A 17,925-nucleotide genomic window follows, 5' to 3' on the forward strand; every position below is an offset into this window, starting at 1 on the left:
CGGATCTATGGCTGCAATCTCCACCTTACTCACTGTCATCGATTGAGAGCTTGGCAAACCGGGGGCGACCATCTATGACTTCTCGCTCCGCCACTCGGCGTCGGCCTTTCAGCCACAAGGCGAGATCTCCCCAGGTAAGAACGCACACCTTCACCGCACAATCGCCGGATCTACGCCACTTCGCCTTGATCACGAGAGCTTCGCGGTCTTATGCCCACTCGCCCTGCTCGGCAGCGCCTTCTATCCGATTCTTGTTCATCGACTCGCGGTTTATGCTCCACGCTTCCTCCCCACACTCGGTCGCCCTCATGCAGTTGCGCTTCACTTCGTTCGCTGTGATCAACTTACGGCGGGACTTTCACCCGCAGGCATGCGCCCATGCTGGGCGCACAAACCCAAAAGCCAGTCCTCGAGACTGGCTTTTTTATGGGAGCGTGGCTGCGGCCTGTTCTTTCAGTTTACTCAGCCAATCGGTAGCGACGGCATCGGCTTCCGCCATTCCTTGGGCTGCGGTTGCAACCTTTTGGGGTGGGAGAGGTGAAAAGTCTCAACCATCATACCCCTATGTGAGATACATCCACCGCGCTCTACCTCCTGCTAAACCTGCTCTTTTGGATGTCGCGCCGATGCTTCGGTGTAAATCTCTTCTCTCTTTCTCTTTCTTCTCTCTCTTCCCCTTTCTCTTACGCGCCCGCCGGGCGGTCCGGCAAGAAGACTGTGTAAATTCAGCCACCAGCAAGCTATCCGGATAAACGCAAAGTTGAGAAAGGAACCCGGCACGACGAGGCTGGTTCAGGGAGAGAAATGTTGACCGGCCGCCGGGAGTGGCGACGAGGAATAGCTCACCTTGTAGGGGTATGATGGTTGAGAATCATCAAAACATCGCTCATAATATGCACAACAAACATCACGTCGGGGCCACCTGCTATGGAACTATCGCAACTCTCCATTCGTCTACATGACATCATGACGCGCCAAGTTCAGCAGCTGGCGCTACTCCGTGAATACCTGATCGGCGCACAGCTCATCCAGGCCAAAGTGTTTGCGCTGCCTCCGCACGACCCAGACGCCGAAACTCGCAACGAGGTATTCATCCCGACCCAGCATTTCTCCGGCCATGAAGCGTTGATGGCCGCCATTGATGCCTGGGGCCGCCTCAGTGCATTCCCAGGAGAAAACACACGCTTGGTTTTCCGCCTCCCGGGCGCGATCCAGGTTCACTCCGATGATAATGACCTGCTCGCGGGCATCGTGCTGCAGATCAACGCCGACCGCGAAGAGTTCAAGTCGCTGGTGACATCAGCCCCTGCGCTCTCGCACCCCGAAGATCGTCACGAGTTCCTGCATAGCAGAAGCATGTTCCCGGGCCTAATGACCCTGCAACTCTATCGCCAGATCCCCCTGCCCTCGCTGGAGGTCCGGAGCGTCTCGTTTTGCTGGGCTCACAAAAACAGCCAAAAAAACGTAACCCGCGATAGCCTGTTGCGCTCCATTGCTCACGCCCAGCAGTGCCCACCCAAGTCAATGATCGACCCCAGCGACTGGATCGAGCAGCTGGAGAAGGAGAAGGAGTTATTGGCCAGCTTGCCGGCCGACGCCCAACTGCAGATCCGACGCCCACTTCCGGTTCAGCCGCAGGCCTGGCTAACAACTGCTGCAGGCCCTAAAATGGTCGTTGCATCTACCCCATTGCTGATCTTGTCTCCAAACAAAATAGCCATGGGCGAGCTGCCAGACTATGATGCCAACAACCGTCGCGCTCCGCGCAGACCCAAATCCACCGCCGACGAGCCGCTTATCCCGCGTCTGTGGTTATACCAAAAGGAAACAACTCTATGACCCACCACCAAGATGACCTCGAGGACGACTTCGACTACGAGGATGAGGACAACCAACAAACAGACGCCATTCCAGACACGATCCGGGGCTTTGTTTTTTCCACCAGCATGTCGCCATCCGGTCCCACCGGGATCATCCGCGATATGGCTGCCAATGAATATCTCCTGACTCCGGCGCACTGGATCGATGAGTCCCTGCCATTTGTCGGGCAGATCGTCGAATTCGAGCCTCGAGTCGTGGAAAAGGGCCGCCTGGCAGCATCCATCATGCCGATTACGGCCAGTACGCTGTTAACCCCAACAGCTGATGAAACGTGGCTGGCCCTCGCCAATGAGGAAGCCAAGATGCTGCGCCGGCGCCAACTGTTTTACCGGATCTCTCATCTGGTGCTGAATCAGCGATTCTCGCCAGAACGGGCCATCATCAAGCTGTTTGACATCGAGCTAACCTCGGATGTGGATGTACCCATGGAAACGCAACCTGGTGATCGGGACTTCATATTGAACTTCCGCCCCAATCACTCCCCTCGGGCAACGCACCCTACCGCCAAACGGCTATGCAAAAATCTGAGCTTGGATTTTCCTCGTCTTGTCGGATTTATGCGGGGGAATATCCAATACCGGGCGGCCCTCGAACAAACCCTGCGAAAAAATGCAGCCCAAGTGAAGCGCCGCAAACTGGAGGCCGAAAACCGCCAGAACGAGACAGTTGATGCACAGAGCGCTACGGCTGAAACATCCACCTTGAGACATTGCAGACAAACTCGAACACCTTAATGCATTCCTGGAGAGTAAACTGCCCGCCAGTTTCTCATACTCAAATGCACTATCAACCAATCCGGTGACGTTTTCTGTGCGAAGTGGTTCCGTGATCTACTATCGATTTCTGTTCCTTGTGCTAGCCATAGATAAGTACGTTACTCGCGTCATGCAAGCAACTCACTACGGCGTAATCACAACTCCAGCAAAGAACTCGTACCTCGGTGAAGCCGTTAAGCTGTGTCGCTCTGCGATCAGTATGTGCGCGTCATATCGGCATTATGATGTCGATCGAAACGACATTGCTGCTAACAATCAGCGTGCGCGTGATGCGTTCGAGCACTACAAGAAGCTGCAGATTATACCAACGAAAGAACATATCGAAGGAACAGTGCGTAACCAGTTTGCCCCGGAAATCCATTCATCTGCGCAGCGTAGTTCTGGCGACAGATCGCAAGGATATTTCGAGGCCGAAACAACTGTTACGTTGAACGTCTGATTGCGATGCGCGTGAGCCTGGAAGGCATCGACACCCTCTGTGATATTCCAATAGAGGGTGTTGTTTCAAAGATAGATAAAGCTGTAGCGCAGTGGAACGAAGATATATTGACATCCTCCCCTCCCTAAAGTGAGGGGATTCCTACCGTGGCTAGACGCGAACGCCTAACTCACCTCGGCGGGTTCCTGTTGCTGGCGGCATTGTCGCACCACTCACTTCACAGGCTAATCGGGCGTGTCCCGCCCTTAATACGTTGATCGCACCAACCACATCGGCGTTATCTTCAAAGCCACATTCCACACAGGCAAACCGAGCTTGCGTGGCGCGGTTATCCTTCGATATGTGACCACAGCACGGACACGTCCGGCTGGTGTTTTTCGGTGGAACGGCGATCAGGTGGCCGCCATTCCATGCCAGCTTGTAATCGAGCTGGCGACGGAACTCAAACCAACCTTGATCGAGAATAGCTTTATTCAGGCCTGACTTCGCCCTGACATTCCTACCCTGTTGCTCGGCGGTTCCTGCCGCTGATTTTGACATGTTTTTGACCTGCAAATCCTCAACACACACCATCGCGTGGTTTTTGCTAATGTCGTTTGAGGTTTTATGCAGGTAGTCACGGCGGCTGTTGCCGATATTGGAATGAATGCGCTGAACTTTGGCTTTGGCCTTTTTCCAGTTATTGCTGAATTTTACCTTGCGGCTCATAGCCTGCTGCGCCTTGCGCAAAGCGGTTTCGTGCCGTTTGAAACTGTTGAGCGGGGCGTAGAAACGGCCATCGGACAGGGTGGCAAAGCGGGCAATGCCCATGTCAATGCCGATAGCATCGCCCTGATGCACGTCAATTTCAACTTCCCGCTCGGTCTGGATCGACACATACCACTTACCACAAACCTGACTGACCGTGACGTTTTTAATCTCACCTTCCACCGTCCGGCTGTTGCGGTAACGCAGCCAGCCGAGCTTGGGCAGGAAGAGTCGATTATTGCCTTGCTCCAGTTTCACCCCCTGAGGATAGCGGAAGCTATTTGACTGACCCTTCTTTTTGAAGCGCGGGAAGTCTGCTCGTTTGGCAAAGAAATTTTTGTACGCCCGATCTAAATCTTTCAGCACCTGTTGCAGTGTTTGCGAAGGAGAATCAGCCAGCCAGGCTGTTTCCGGCACAGCCTTCCACTGGGGCAGCAGGTTGTTCAGCTCAAAGGCCGAGAGCTTTTTCTCGCCCTGCTCATGTCGTTCTTTTTGCAACGCCAGTGCCTTGTTATAGACGAACCGACAGGCACCAGAGAAACGGCGCATCTGGCGCTGCTGCTCTCCAGTGGCGATCAGCTCGAATTTGTAGGCTTGCAGTCGTTGCATGGCTTGCTCATACTGGAGGATGTTCCTTGATTATAGGTTGGTCTATGCAAAAAGAAAGTGATTTAAGACGTGGTAGACACTGCGTTTTCAGGATGCACGTTCATTTGGTCTTTGTGACAAAATACCGCCGTAATGTCTTTACCAAAGAAGTGCTGGATGATCTAAAAATCTTTTTTGAAAAGGTCTGTCTTGATTTTGAATCAGAGCTGGTTGAGTTCGACGGTGAGGATGATCATGTGCATTTGCTGGTGAATTACCCGCCCAAAGTGTCGGTATCTGCATTGGTGAATAGCTTGAAAGGCGTTTCCAGCCGGATGATCCGAAAAAAGAATTACCCTTCGATCAAAAAGAAACTCTGGGGCGGTGCGCTCTGGTCGCCCAGTTATTTTGCAGGGAGCTGTGGTGGTGCGCCGATTGAGATCATTCGGCAGTATATTGAGCAGCAACAAACTCCGGCGTAGCCCTCAGAACGGCTTCGCCGTTGCGCTATTCATCCTCGCCCTGAACGGCGAGGTTTTCCGCGCTATCCGATAAATATTTGCCATAACATCCGGGTTATTCCATCAAAGAGTTATGGCCGGATATATTTGAGGTGGTACGTCGTCGGTAGTCAGCAGCGATGTGCTAATTTCGAAAACCTGGACGTTAATTTAACTACAGGCCAGAAAATCAGCTTATCCATCTACCAACAGGAGTTGGAAAAGCTAAATGCTCAAATAGCTCTTCGTGCAAAGCGGGAACGCGCTATAGGCAGGACACCAAAGCCCACCTAGTGGGCTTTTCCTTTTGTGCTGATTGATGGTTTCGCGTCTAAAGCCCCGATCGGTAATGACCCCCCCCATTACCGATCGAGCCCCCAAAAGTTGACACGGATCACGAAACAGCGGGAATCTGAAAAAAAAATCTCTCGCAGTAGACCGACTGCAAGCGCGATATTCGGTCAAAACCCATCAAACCGGGATTCAGACGAAACAGGTAATGCCCCCCCCCATTACCGATCGGGCGGGATTTTAGGCCAAAACAAGACTCGTGCGGAACAATCGGTAATGACCCCCCCCATTACCGATCGGGCATTTTGGACCGGTAATGGCACCCCCCATTACCGATCGACAGCTTGTACCACCCAGGAAAAAGACCCATGCAAATCCGAAAAGCTGAGTAATTGGCCATTCTTTGACCGGTAATGACCCCCCCCATTACCGGTCCACCCCGATCGGTAATGACCCCCCCCATTACCGATCGGGCATTTTTCCTGCCCATCAAGCCGCATAATCTCTAGGCCTCATTTCCCCCCGCACCCCCCTTTAAGGGTAAGGGCAGCGCAGACTGCCCATTCCCTTGCCCTTCCATTCCCTTGCTCTGGCCGTTGATCTTGGCTTGGTTGATCGAATCGCCAGGACCGAGTACATTCACACCGTCATGTTTGACATGACAAACGACGCCGCGCAGTTCGTCGGTTAAAACGAACGGCCATGTAGTCGGGGCTAGCCCGGCACAGCGACAGGGCGGGAGCATACTTCGTATGATTTTTATCCATTAGGTGCATGACGTTAAAATTCCCGCTTGAAAATGAATTTTTCTGATGACTTATGCAATTTGGCACGCCATTTTTGAGCAAAAATCATCCTAAATCAAAGTATGCTCCCGCCCTGGCACAGCGAAAGGCCAAGGGAGTGACATAGGCCGGGGTTAATCCTCCTCCCAACTGAGCAACCAATTAGGGCGTGTTAATAAACCACCCCTCTGACACTAATAGCGAATCAATTTCTTTTAAGGCGCCATATGGGCGCCTTAATAATTTCTACCGCACGAAAATAAATTAGATGGCGACAACGAATACACAATCACCCACGCCACAAATAATGCTCATTCTGCTCCACGCCAAATATTCGCAGTCAGTTTTCCTCCGCCTTATCCCCACCAGCAAGCAAGCTGTAGTTAATACAGCACCACCAGCCAAACTCAATCAAACAGACCATCATTGAACGTGCATCTGATGCGCTAAAGCGGGGGGTTGGATTGCGTGGTTTGCTACACCGGGTCGCTCACTCACTGTCGAAATTGACGCGCCCTTGTCCCATGCAATTTGCTTGAACAGTGGGTGGTAGAATGTCCACAGTTAAACATCCCGGAATGGCATCATGAGACATCAGAAACTACTACCCGTCGTCATCACGCTCACGCTGCTTGTTGGTGGCAAGGCGGTTGCGGCCGACACCAACAACCGACACTCAATATCTCGCTACACGTCGATCAATACGACCCCTGAACTGCGTCAGTCTAACCCGCTGCTAACGGTTGTGAGCTTCACGTTCCCACCAACGGTCATGACGGTCGGGCAAGCTGTGAGATACACGCTAGACCAAACTGGCTACACATTGATGGATGCAGAAAAACTCCCTGAGCAAACCAAGATCATGTTGGCTCTCCAGCTGCCAAGTATTCAGAGAAAGTTTTCCTATGTGACCGTGCAATCTGCACTGAGAGCGTTGGCGGGTGATGCCTTCATCCTGTTAGTCGATCCGGTTCGTCGTCAGATTTCTTTCGCGCCAATTCTTCAGCCTGGTGATGCGGACAACGGAATGACCAACGAAGAGCTTGGCGACGAGCAAGAGTGTCAGTAACGCCACTCCATTTGAGTGGATGCGTAACGGCGAGATAGAGCCACCAATTAGGCGACCATGATGACGAACGAACACGAACAGAATCCTCACAGTAACAGTACGAATCAAGGCGGCAAATTTGCCGACCAAAATGTAAAGCCAGAAGCGCCAGCAACAAATGACCCATGGGGAATTGCTAGTGTCGTTGCAAGCGTAATGGGGGAACCGGAACCTACGCTGCCGGCTACTAAGCAACAACCAACGACCGAGGTTTTTGCTAGCGAGGGAGATCAACAGCCCAACGAAGAACCCGCGGAGTGGGTTGATCACCGGGCCGGCGTAGTGGAAAAATTTTTGTGGTAAAAGAGCGCAGCGGCACCACAAAAATTGTGGAGCGTAGCTGGCTCCGCGTGCATCGGCTTGTGTACGCCCAGCATGGGCATGAACTGATGGGGTGAAAGTCCCCTGTAGGAAGATGGGGTTTGGGGCGCAGTGGAACGGAAAACCTGGTTAGGCGTTTGTCATCGTTAATGATTTGGCTTTACAGTTAGAAAACCTCGTCATCCCATCGAGTTATGGGCTTCCGGTTTGTGCCCAATCCGGCCTGATGACAATTGAAAGTGATATGGCCGGTTGCTGGTCATAAACCTGCCAGCCAGAGTCTCACGCTTAATACCAAACGGCTTGGCCTGTTCGGAAATGCCCACTGTGAGCGGTTGCGAGAAAGCCTGCCAGATTTACGATGCGCTTAGAGGCTTCAAACGGCGTCTGATTCAAACCTGCGTCTGCGTCACCGCCCTGCGGAAGCGTAGCAGCGCCACCGTGAAGAAGCAGGCGCCGACGCCGGTCATGGCCAGCAGATCGCGCCAGATCACGTCGAAGCCTGCACCCCGGTAGAGGATGGCCTGCGCCAGGCGGACGAAGTAAGTGGTCGGCGCAGCCAGCATGATGTTCTGCACTAGCTGCGGCATGCTCTCGCGCGGCGAAACGCCGCCGGAAAGCATTAACAGCGGAATGATACTGAGAATGACGAGCAAGCCAAACTGCGGCATCGAGCGGGCCAGCGTACCGAGGAAAATGCCGATGGAGGCCGCCGCAAACAGGTAGCAGGCGGCCGCCGCCAGGAACAGCGGCAGCGAGCCGGCAATCGGCACTTTCAACACCTGCTGCACCATCACCAGCAGCGCAAACGTGACACCAATCAGCACCGCCAGCCCGTTGGCCCAGATCTTGGCCATCATGATCTCGAAGGGCGTCAGCGGCATCACCAGCAGGTGTTCGATGGTGCCGTGTTCCCGTTCGCGGATGAAGGCGGCGCCGACCAGGATGATGGTCAGCATGGTGACGTTGTTGATCACCTCCATGACGCCGCCGAACCAGACGCCGATCAGGTTGGGGTTGAAGCGCACACGGGTGGTCAGCTTGATCGGCGATTCGGCACTGTCGCGGGTGCCGGTCAGGTATTCGTTCACTTCGCCGAGCGCGATGGTCTTGATGTAGGTGGCGCCGATAAAGGCCTGGCTCATGATCGTCGCGTCGATATTAAGCTGGATGTCCGGCTTACGGCCGGTTTCCACGTCATGCTGGAAGTTGGGCGGGATGACCAGCGTGAAGTTGTAGCGCCCGGAATCCATGCCCTTGTCCAGTTCGGCCAGTGTCGTCTGTTGCGGTGGACGGAAATACGGCGGGTAAAACGCGCCGACGATACGCCGCGACAACGGCGACTGGTCTTCGTCAACCACGGCGACCGGCGCATTGCGCAGCTCCTGCGAGGCGCCGGTCGCCGCCGTGTAGATGGCGCCCGAAAAAGCCCAGCAGATCAGGATCAGCAGCACCTTGTCGGCGCGCAGGCTTTGCAACTCCTTCAAGCCCAAGCGGTAGATGTTGGATAGCGTGACGAAGCGCATGGCTATTTCTCCTGCTTCCTGAGCAGCGCCACCGAAAGTGCGGTCAACACCGGAATGAAGCAGGCCAGCGCGATGAACTGCGGCCAGAGGTCGGCGAAGCCGAGCGCCTTGGTGAAGGTGCCACGGCTGATGATCAGGAAATAGCTGGCCGGGAAGAACTGGCCGATCCAGTAACTCGCCCCTTCCAGCGCAGCCACCGGCGTCGTCAGCCCGGAGAAGCTGACGGTAGGCAGGATGGTCAGGATCGCCGTACCAAACAGCGCAGCGATCTGCGTGCTGGTGAAGGTCGAGATCAACAGGCCGAAGCCGGTGGTGGCGATCACGTAGAGAAAAGCGCCGAAACTCAGCGCCAGCAGGCTGCCCTTGATCGGCACATGGAACATGAGTTGCGACTGGATGACCAGCAGCACGAAGCTGATGAGCGCCACGACGATGTACGGCAACTGCTTGCCGAGCAGGAATTCGAGGCGCGTCACCGGCGTCACGTAGAGGTTGGTGATCGAGCCGAGTTCCTTCTCGCGCACGACGCCGAGCGCCATCAGGATGGCCGGGATGAAGATCAGCAGGATCGGAATCACTGCCGGCACCATCGCGTAGATGCTCTTGAAATCCTGGTTGTAGCGGTAGCGGGAAACGATATTGACCGGGTAGGCCGTCTCGACGCCGGTCGCCTCGCGGAAGATCTGCTGCACGTATTGCAGGTGCATGCCCTGCATGTAGCCGCGCACGGTTTCGCCGCGATACGGCATGGCGCCATCGACCCAGACGCCGATTTCCGGCCAGTGGCCGCGCCGCAAATCGCGGCCGAAATCGGCGGGAATGTCGATGGCCAGCGCCAGTTCGCCGTTTCGCATGCGGCGGTCGAGATCGGCATCGTCGATGATGGGCGGGCGTTCGATGAAATAGCGCGAGCCGGCAATGTTCTGGATGTAGGCGCGGCTTTCCGGCGACTGGTCGCGGTCCAGCGCGGCAAAGCGCAGCCCTTCGACATCAAGCGAAATGCCAAAGCCGAGCACGAACATCAGCAACACTGAGCCGAGCAAGGCGAAAGCCAGGCGGATCGGGTCGCGGCGCAGTTCGAGCGCCTCGCGGTAGGCGTAGCCGAGCAGGCGGCGGGCGCTGAAGGCGCTTGGCCCGCCTTTGTTGCTGCTGCGGTCGACCTCCATTTTTGCCTGTTTTTCGGGGTCGACCGCGCCCCGCAGGAAGTGCCCTTGGGGTGCAACAGGCGCTTTTTCGACCCCTGTCGCCTCTTCCAGATAGCTGATGAAAGCCGCCTCAAGATTCGGTTGGCCGCGTGCCGCGCAGAGGCCGGCCGGCGTGTCGCTGGCCAGCACCTTGCCGGCGTGCATCAGCGAAATGCGGTCGCAACGCTCGGCCTCGTTCATAAAGTGCGTCGAGATGAAAATGGTGACGCCCTGCTGGCGCGACAACTCAACCAGCAACGCCCAGAACTGGTCACGCGCCACCGGGTCGACGCCGGAAGTCGGCTCGTCGAGGATCAGCAGCTTCGGCTCATGCACCACCGCCACGGCCAGCGACAGGCGCTGGCGTATGCCAAGCGGCAGTTCAGCGGCGGCCTTGTCGGCGTAGGGTTCCAGCCCGAAACGTTGCATCAGTTCAGCAATGCGCGGGCCGCGCCGGTCGTCCGGCAGATGGAAGAGCCGCGCGTGCAGGTCGAGGTTGGCACGCACCGTCAGTTCGCCGTACAGCGAGAAGGACTGCGACATGTAGCCGACCTGCTTGCGTGTTTCGAGATCGCCGGCATCGACGGCCTTGCCGAACAGCTTGGCCACGCCCTCGGTCGGCGGCAGCAGGCCGGTCAGCATCTTCATCGTCGTCGTCTTGCCGCAGCCATTCGAGCCAAGAAAGCCGAAGATTTCGCCGCGCTCGATCTTAAAGCTGACGTGGTCGACCGCCGTAAAATCGCCAAAACGCTGCGACAGGCCGTCAGCCTCGATGGCGTAAGTGCCGCCATCGCCGACGCGCGGCGGAATCACCAATTCATGGTGTGCCTGCCGGCGCTCCTCCGGCAGCAGGCGGATGAAGGCGCCGTCGAGCGTGGTCTGCCCGGTCTGCGCCCGCAGTTCGGCCGGGGTGCCGGTGCCGATTACCTTGCCGCCATCCATCGCCACCAGCCAGTCGAAGCGCTCGGCCTCCTCCATGTAGGCCGTCGCCACCAGCACGCTCATGCCCGGCCGGCGGGCGCGGATGCTGTCGATCAGCTCCCAGAACTGGCGACGCGACAACGGATCGACGCCGGTCGTCGGCTCATCGAGAATCAGCAGGTCGGGATCGTGGATCAAGGCGCAGCACAGGCCGAGCTTCTGCTTCATGCCGCCCGACAACTTGGCGGCCGGCCGGTCGCGGAAGGGCGACAAACCCGTGCTGGCCAGCAGTTCGGCAATGCGCTGCTCGCGCTCGCGCTTGCCCTGCCCGAACAGCCGGCCGAAGAAATCGACGTTTTCGAACACCGACAGCGTCGGGTACAAATTCCGGCCCAGACCCTGCGGCATGTAGGCGATGCGCGGCTGCACCGAGGCACGGAAACGGCGGTCGCCGATGTCACCGCCCAGCACTTCAACCTTGCCCGCCTGAATCTGCCGCGCCCCGGAAACCAGCGCCAGTAGCGACGACTTGCCAACGCCATCCGGCCCGATAAGACCGACCATGCAGCCGGCCGGCAAAACGACATCGACCGCCTCCAGCGCCGTCACCGCCCCATAACGGTGGCTGACGCCGGCAAGTTTGGCGACCGGCACGCGGTCCATGACGATTTACTTCCCGTCGATCTGGAGGTTGGCCGGCCACGGCGCGTTGGCGTCGAGGCGCACATAGGCCACGCCCGGCAAACCGCCCTTGGCCAGATCGCGATGCGCCACCAGCCAGGCGGGGTCGGGCTTGACCTTGATGCGGAACATCAGCTTTTCCCGCTCGGTACGCGTTTCGACTTCACGCGGCGTGAATTGCGCTTTCGGCGCCACGAAGCTGACCACCGCCGGAATCGGCTGTCCCGGCAAGGCGTCGAGCAAGATGCGCGCTTCGCTGTTCAGCGCCACCTGGCCGGCCTTGTCGGTCGGCAGGTAGATCGTCATGTACATGTCCGAAAGATCGAGCAGGGTCAGCGCCTTGCCGCCCGCCGCCAGCACCTCGCCCGGCTCGGCCAACCGGTAGAGTACGCGGCCGCTGATCGGCGCCTTGAGAGAGGTATCGTTCAGCGTTGCCTGCAAACTATCCATCTTCGCCACGGCGGCAGCCAAAGCCGCCTCCGCCTCGGCCACCCGGCTCTGCGCCTGATCCATGCCGGCCATCGCGCCTTCCATGCCGGTCTGGTCGGTATCCAGCCTGCTCTTGCTGATGAAGCCCTTCTCGACCAGGCTTTCCGAACGCTTCAAGGTCTTGCCCGCCAGCGACACATCGGTACGCGACTTGCGCACCCCGGCTTGCGACTCCTCAACCGCCCTGCGCGCCTGCACCACCTGCGACTCGGCCGCCCGCAACTGGGCGCGCAGATCGTCCGCATCCAGTCGCGCCACCACCGCCCCCGCCTCGACCGTGTCGCCCTCATGCGGCCCCAACTCCGCCAGCCGCCCGGCAATCTTGGTCGCAATATCCACCTCAACCGCTTCCAACCGCCCGTTCCCCGACGCAAGCCCCGCTGGCAAGCTGGCAGGACGCTGCTGATAGAGGAAATACCCGCCTGTTGAGGTCAACGCCAAAAAAAGGCTAAAAATGAAAAACTTCTTCAAACGCCCGCGTTCCATAAGTCACCCGATCAGTTACTGACCATACGGTCATTATTCATATGAATTATAGGCCGGGGAAAACGACAAGGCTTGCCGTAGATCAATTTTCTGGGGAGTTGATCTGGCTGTCGTTCGCAGGCCATTTCTACAGGTTCGTTTGATGAGGATTTAACGAAGGTAACTATTCGGCCTTATGTGGAGCTCCACATAAGGCCGATTACTTGCCAGTGACCTGAAGGCTACGAATGACTGATCTCTGATGAGTTAACTGCCGTTCGGATAGCTCGATTTTTCGGGAATGCTACGGCTGGTTGTGGCCGAAAGCTGCCGATCATAGAAAAATGACGAATGACTTCACCAAAATTTGATCGGTTGCTGCGTCTCTCGCTACAGGCAGCTTGTTCAAACCAGCACTTCCAGCCCCTTGCGTTCAATCACTGAAAGCAATCGTGCCGCAGCCCCACTGGGTTTTTTATCTCCGTTTTCCCACTTCTGAACGGTAGAGATACTGGCGTTGAGGTAGGCAGCAAAGACGGCCTGACTGATGTGCAGGCTCTCCCGCAAGCGCCGGATCATTTCCGCCGTGTAGGCCGGCGGTGGCAGGCATTGTGTTTCAAAGTCACGCAATGTTTGCTTGTTCACTGCGCCGATGTCATGCAAACCACGCATCGTTTCCAGGGCTTCGTTAATCATTCGGCTCATGCTGCACCTCCATCAATTCGTTGGCTTTCAACGCGGTTTCAATCTGATCGTTACTGAGCACGACCAATGTGCTCGCGAGGCTCTGGTAAATCCCCAACTCGCGCTGGGTGATGTTGTCGCGATCTTTCTTCTCAAACCCGAAAAGAAAGTACAACGTGCCAGCGAACCGTGTGGCCAGCAAAGTGCGCGTGCTACCGCTTTTGCCTCGTCCAGGTAGCGCCACCCTTTGCTTGAACAGGTTGCTACCCAGATCCGCATCAATCAGCCCGCGTTCAATATCTGAAACGGCCTTCAACAAAGCGGTGTCGGTGACGCCAGCTTTCCCAGCCCAACGATCAAATACCCGTGTCTTGAAAACTCTCATGACTCATTGTATCACTTGGTGCAACACTGAAGTCAATGGCCGACGCTACTCTGGCGTCGATCTGGCCAACATGAATAGCTAAATTGGTTGTGGACAATTTATGTCATTTTCAGAAGACGACTGCACCAGTTGATTGGGCATAATGGCTGTTGTGCAGCCAGCTCCTGACAGTTCAATATCAGAAGTGATCTGCACCAATCTCGACTATGCTCAATACTCGTGTGCACCAAAGCGAGGTGAGCATGGCGACGGACACCCCACGGATTCCAGAACAAGGCGTGGCCACTCTGCCTGATGAGGCTTGGGAGCGTGCGCGCCGTCGTGCGGAGATCATCGGCCCGTTGGCGCAGTCGGAGACGGTCGGGCACGAAGCGGCCGATATGGCGGCTCAGGCGCTGGGCTTGTCTCGGCGGCAGGTGTACGTTCTGATCCGGCGTGCCCGGCAAGGCAGCGGCCTCGTGACGGATCTGGTGCCCGGCCAGTCCGGTGGAGGTAAAGGCAAGGGGCGCTTGCCGGAACCGGTCGAGCGCGTCATCCACGAGCTACTGCAAAAGCGGTTCCTGACCAAGCAGAAGCGCAGCCTAGCGGCCTTTCACCGCGAAGTCACTCAGGTGTGCAAGGCTCAAAAACTGCGAGTGCCGGCGCGCAATACCGTGGCCTTACGGATCGCTAGCCTTGACCCGCGCAAGGTCATTCGCCGACGGGAAGGCCAGGATGCCGCTCGTGACCTACAAGGTGTTGGCGGCGAGCCTCCTGCCGTGACCGCGCCGCTGGAGCAGGTGCAGATAGACCATACGGTCATCGACCTGATCGTAGTCGATGAGCGCGACCGGCAACCGATTGGCCGCCCGTACCTGACCCTAGCCATCGACGTGTTCACCCGCTGCGTGCTCGGTATGGTCGTCACGCTGGAAGCGCCGTCTGCCGTCTCGGTCGGTCTGTGCCTGGCGCATATCGCCTGCGACAAGCGTCCCTGGCTGGAAGGGCTGAACGTGGAAATGGACTGGCCGATGAGCGGCAAGCCCATACTGCTTTACTTGGACAACGCGGCCGAGTTCAAGAGCGAAGCGCTGCGCCGTGGCTGCGAGCAGCATGGCATCCGGCTGGACTATCGCCCGCTGGGACAGCCCCACTATGGGGGCATCGTGGAACGGATCATCGGCACGGCGATGCAGATGATTCACGACGAACTGCCGGGAACGACCTTCTCCAACCCTGACCAGCGCGGCGACTACGATTCCGAAAACAAGGCCGCCCTGACGCTGCGCGAGCTAGAGCGCTGGCTCACATTGGCGGTCGGCACCTACCACGGTTCGGTGCACAACGGCCTGCTCCAACCGCCGGCCGCGCGCTGGGCCGAGGCCGTGGCGCGTGCCGGCGTACCGGCCGTCGTCACTCGCGCCACAGCTTTTCTGGTCGATTTTCTGCCCATCCTCCGCCGCACCCTGACCCGCACTGGCTTCGTCATCGACCACATCCACTACTACGCTGACGCGCTCAAACCGTGGATCGCTCGGCGCGACCGTTTACCCGCCTTCCTGATCCGGCGCGACCAGCGCGACATCAGCCGCATCTGGGTGCTGGAACCGGAGGGGCAGCACTACCTGGAAATTCCCTACCGTACCTTGTCACATCCGGCTGTCACCTTGTGGGAACAACGGCAGGCGCTGGCGAAACTGCGGCAGCAAGGGCGCGAACAGGTGGATGAGTCGGCGCTGTTCCGCATGATCGGCCAGATGCGTGAGATTGTGACCAGCGCGCAGAAGGCCACACGCAAGGCGCGGCGTGACGCGGATCGCCGCCAGCATCTCAAGACATCAGCTCGGCCGGACAAGCCCGTTCCGCCGGATACGGATATTGCCGACCCGCAGGCAGACAACTTGCCGCCCGCCAAACCGTTCGACCAGATTGAGGAGTGGTAGCCGTGGACCAATATCCCATCATCGACCTGTCCCACCTGCTGCCGGCGGCGCAGGGGCTGGCTCGGCTGCCGGCGGACGAGCGCATCCAGCGCCTTCGCGCCGACCGCTGGATCGGCTATCCGCGCGCGGTCGAGGCGCTGAACCGGCTGGAAGCCCTTTATGCGTGGCCAAACAAGCAACGCATGCCCAACCTGCTGCTGGTCGGCCCGACCAACAATGGCAAGTCGATGATCGTCGAGAAGTTCCGCCGCACCCACCCGGCCAGCTCCGACGCCGACCAGGAGTACATCCCAGTGTTGGTCGTGCAGATGCCGTCCGAGCCGTCCGTGATCCGCTTCTACGTCGCGCTGCTCGCCGCGATGGGCGCGCCGCTGCGCCCACGCCCACGGTTGCCGGAAATGGAGCAACTGGCTCTGGCACTGCTGCGCAAGGTCGGTGTGCGTATGCTGGTGATCGACGAACTGCACAACGTCCTGGCCGGCAATAGCGTCAACCGCCGGGAATTTCTCAACCTGCTGCGCTTTCTCGGCAACGAGCTGCGCATTCCGCTGGCCGGGGTCGGCACACGCGACGCCTATCTGGTCATCCGTTCGGACGATCAGTTGGAGAACCGGTTCGAGCCGATGCTGCTGCCGGTATGGGAGGCCAACGACGATTGCTGCTCACTGCTGGCCAGCTTCGCGGCTTCGCTCCCGCTACGGCGACCTTCGTCGATTGCCACGCTGGATATGGCCCGCTACCTGCTCACGCGTAGCGAGGGCACCATTGGCGAGTTGGCACACCTGTTGATGGCAGCGGCCGTCGCCGCCGTGGAGAGCGGAGAGGAAGCGATCAACCACCGCACGCTCGGCATGGCCGATTACACCGGACCCAGCGAGCGGCGTCGGCAATTCGAGCGGGAACTGATGTGAAGCCAGCGCTGCGCTGGCCATTGCATCCGGCTCCCAGGGAAGGCGAAGCCCTGTCTTCGTGGCTCAACCGCGTGGCCCTTTGCTATCACATGGAACTGTCCGAGCTGCTGGAGCACGATCTTGGCTACGGTCAGGTCGATGACTTGGACACTGCGCCACCACTGTCGCTGCTGACGATGCTCTCCCAGCGGAGCGGCATCGAGCTGGACCGGCTGCGCTGTATGAGTTTCGCCGGATGGGTGCCTTGGCTACTGGACAGCCTTGATGACAAGATTCCAGACGCCTTGGAAACCTATGCATTTCAGCTCTCGGTGCTGCTGCCAAGACTCCGCCGAAAGACACGATCCATCACGAGCTGGCGTGCCTGGCTGCCCGGCCAGCCGATACACCGCGCCTGTCCGCTCTGCCTAAACGATCCAGAGAACCAAGCCGTACTGCTCGCTTGGAAGCTGCCCCTGATGCTGAGCTGCCCGCTGCATGGCTGCTGGCTGGAATCCTATTGGGGAGTGCCTGGGCGGTTTCTCGGCTGGGAGAACGCCGACGCCGAACCGCGCACCGCCAGCGACGCGATTGCGGCGATGGATCAGCGTACCTGGCAGGCACTGACGACCGGTCACGTGGAGCTGCCGCGCCGACGCATCCACGCCGGATTGTGGTTTCGACTTCTTCGCACGCTGCTCGATGAGCTGAACACCCCGCTTTCCGCGTGCGGAACCTGCGCGGGGTATCTCCGCCAAGTCTGGGAAGGCTGCGGGCATCCGCTGCGTGCTGGGCAAAGTTTGTGGCGACCGTATGAAACCTTGAACCCGGTAATACGGTTACAGATGCTGGAGGCGGCGGCAACGGCAATCAGCTTGATTGAGGTGAGGGACATCAGCCCGCCAGGCGAGCAGGCAAAGCTGTTCTGGTCAGAACCCCAAACAGGTTTCACCAGTGGCCTGCCGACGAAAACGCCGAAGCCCGAACCCATCAATCACTGGCAGCGTGCAGTCCAGGCCATCGACGAGGCCATCATTGAAGCGCGGCACAACCCCGAGACGGCACGCTCACTGTTCGCGTTGGCTTCCTATGGTAGGCGCGACCCCGCTTCCCTGGAACAGTTGCGCGCCACCTTCGCGAAGGAAGGTATCCCCGCGGAATTTCTGTCACATTATGAGCCTGACGGACCCTTTGCGTGTCTTAGACAGAATGACGGGTTAAGTGACGAATTTTGACGGCCTGAGCTTTCCGGCACACAATGTCACATAATCGAACGTATATGTGACAGGATCAAAATGCTGATTGGCTACATGCGGGTATCGAAAGCGGATGGTTCCCAGGC

Annotated in this window: 15 protein-coding genes; 9 read left to right on the forward strand and 6 right to left on the reverse strand. The window is 58.0% G+C overall.

What is annotated here, in order from left to right:
- Positions 1–927 precede the first annotated feature (927 nt).
- Genes ACYVG7_RS09475 through ACYVG7_RS09485 form a run of 3 tightly spaced genes read left to right on the forward strand, consistent with a single transcriptional unit; the run spans position 928 to position 3,096 of the window.
- A complete protein-coding gene (locus ACYVG7_RS09475; protein WP_460882897.1) occupies positions 928–1,839 on the forward strand; it encodes a DNA replication terminus site-binding protein in 912 nt (303 codons plus the stop codon).
- Positions 1,836–2,615: a hypothetical protein gene (locus ACYVG7_RS09480; RefSeq protein ID WP_460882898.1), complete on the forward strand. Its 780-nt coding sequence runs from the start codon at positions 1,836–1,838 to the stop codon at positions 2,613–2,615. The genes ACYVG7_RS09475 and ACYVG7_RS09480 overlap by 4 nt, the downstream gene beginning before the upstream one ends.
- Positions 2,616–2,634: 19 nt before the next feature.
- On the forward strand, positions 2,635–3,096 hold the full coding sequence (locus ACYVG7_RS09485; RefSeq protein WP_460882906.1) for an AcaB family transcriptional regulator: 462 nt from the start codon (positions 2,635–2,637) through the stop codon (positions 3,094–3,096).
- A gap of 150 nt (positions 3,097–3,246) precedes the next feature.
- Here ACYVG7_RS09485 and ACYVG7_RS09490 read toward each other — a convergent pair whose 3' ends face one another.
- On the reverse strand, positions 3,247–4,452 hold the full coding sequence (locus ACYVG7_RS09490) for an RNA-guided endonuclease InsQ/TnpB family protein (protein WP_460882899.1): 1,206 nt from the start codon (positions 4,450–4,452) through the stop codon (positions 3,247–3,249).
- Between the two features lie 44 nt (positions 4,453–4,496).
- On the opposite strand from ACYVG7_RS09490, the gene tnpA reads away from it, so the two are divergent.
- The 3 genes from tnpA to ACYVG7_RS09505 all read left to right on the forward strand — a co-directional run bounded on the left by tnpA (position 4,497) and on the right by ACYVG7_RS09505 (position 7,418).
- A complete protein-coding gene (gene tnpA / locus ACYVG7_RS09495) occupies positions 4,497–4,913 on the forward strand; it encodes an IS200/IS605 family transposase (RefSeq protein WP_460882900.1) in 417 nt (138 codons plus the stop codon).
- Between the two features lie 1,680 nt (positions 4,914–6,593).
- Entirely contained in the window at positions 6,594–7,076 is a 483-nt protein-coding gene (gene pilL2 / locus ACYVG7_RS09500; protein ID WP_460882901.1) for a PFGI-1 class ICE element type IV pilus protein PilL2, read from the forward strand.
- Between the two features lie 57 nt (positions 7,077–7,133).
- Positions 7,134–7,418 carry a hypothetical protein gene (locus ACYVG7_RS09505; protein WP_460882902.1) on the forward strand — a complete coding sequence of 95 codons (285 nt, stop codon included), beginning with the start codon at positions 7,134–7,136 and terminating at the stop codon, positions 7,416–7,418.
- Positions 7,419–7,828: 410 nt separating this feature from the next.
- Here ACYVG7_RS09505 and ACYVG7_RS09510 read toward each other — a convergent pair whose 3' ends face one another.
- The 5 genes from ACYVG7_RS09510 to ACYVG7_RS09530 all read right to left on the reverse strand — a co-directional run bounded on the left by ACYVG7_RS09510 (position 7,829) and on the right by ACYVG7_RS09530 (position 13,771).
- Positions 7,829–8,962 (reverse strand): ABC transporter permease, encoded by a 1,134-nt coding sequence (locus ACYVG7_RS09510; protein ID WP_460882903.1) that lies wholly within the window; start codon positions 8,960–8,962, stop codon positions 7,829–7,831.
- 2 nt (positions 8,963–8,964) lie between these two features.
- A complete protein-coding gene (gene rbbA, locus ACYVG7_RS09515; RefSeq protein ID WP_460882904.1) occupies positions 8,965–11,730 on the reverse strand; it encodes a ribosome-associated ATPase/putative transporter RbbA in 2,766 nt (921 codons plus the stop codon).
- Between the two features lie 6 nt (positions 11,731–11,736).
- On the reverse strand, positions 11,737–12,708 hold the full coding sequence (locus ACYVG7_RS09520; RefSeq protein ID WP_460882905.1) for an HlyD family secretion protein: 972 nt from the start codon (positions 12,706–12,708) through the stop codon (positions 11,737–11,739).
- Between the two features lie 399 nt (positions 12,709–13,107).
- Positions 13,108–13,398 carry a helix-turn-helix domain-containing protein gene (locus tag ACYVG7_RS09525; RefSeq protein ID WP_202946016.1) on the reverse strand — a complete coding sequence of 97 codons (291 nt, stop codon included), beginning with the start codon at positions 13,396–13,398 and terminating at the stop codon, positions 13,108–13,110.
- The gene (locus ACYVG7_RS09530) at positions 13,391–13,771 is read right to left on the reverse strand and encodes a type II toxin-antitoxin system RelE/ParE family toxin (protein WP_014237541.1); all 381 of its coding nucleotides are present in this window, start codon (positions 13,769–13,771) and stop codon (positions 13,391–13,393) included. Before ACYVG7_RS09530 ends, ACYVG7_RS09525 begins: the two co-directional genes overlap by 8 nt.
- Before the next feature lie 242 nt (positions 13,772–14,013).
- Between ACYVG7_RS09530 and ACYVG7_RS09535 the strand changes: the two genes are divergently transcribed.
- Genes ACYVG7_RS09535 through ACYVG7_RS09545 form a run of 3 tightly spaced genes read left to right on the forward strand, consistent with a single transcriptional unit; the run spans position 14,014 to position 17,818 of the window.
- Positions 14,014–15,693, forward strand: a complete 1,680-nt coding sequence (locus ACYVG7_RS09535; RefSeq protein WP_043851131.1) for a Mu transposase C-terminal domain-containing protein — start codon at positions 14,014–14,016, stop codon at positions 15,691–15,693.
- A gap of 2 nt (positions 15,694–15,695) precedes the next feature.
- Positions 15,696–16,604: a TniB family NTP-binding protein gene (locus tag ACYVG7_RS09540; RefSeq protein WP_043851122.1), complete on the forward strand. Its 909-nt coding sequence runs from the start codon at positions 15,696–15,698 to the stop codon at positions 16,602–16,604.
- The gene (locus tag ACYVG7_RS09545) at positions 16,601–17,818 is read left to right on the forward strand and encodes a TniQ family protein (protein ID WP_043851121.1); all 1,218 of its coding nucleotides are present in this window, start codon (positions 16,601–16,603) and stop codon (positions 17,816–17,818) included. The genes ACYVG7_RS09540 and ACYVG7_RS09545 overlap by 4 nt, the downstream gene beginning before the upstream one ends.
- Positions 17,819–17,925 lie beyond the last annotated feature (107 nt).

Source organism: Pseudaeromonas pectinilytica, from assembly GCF_054780855.1.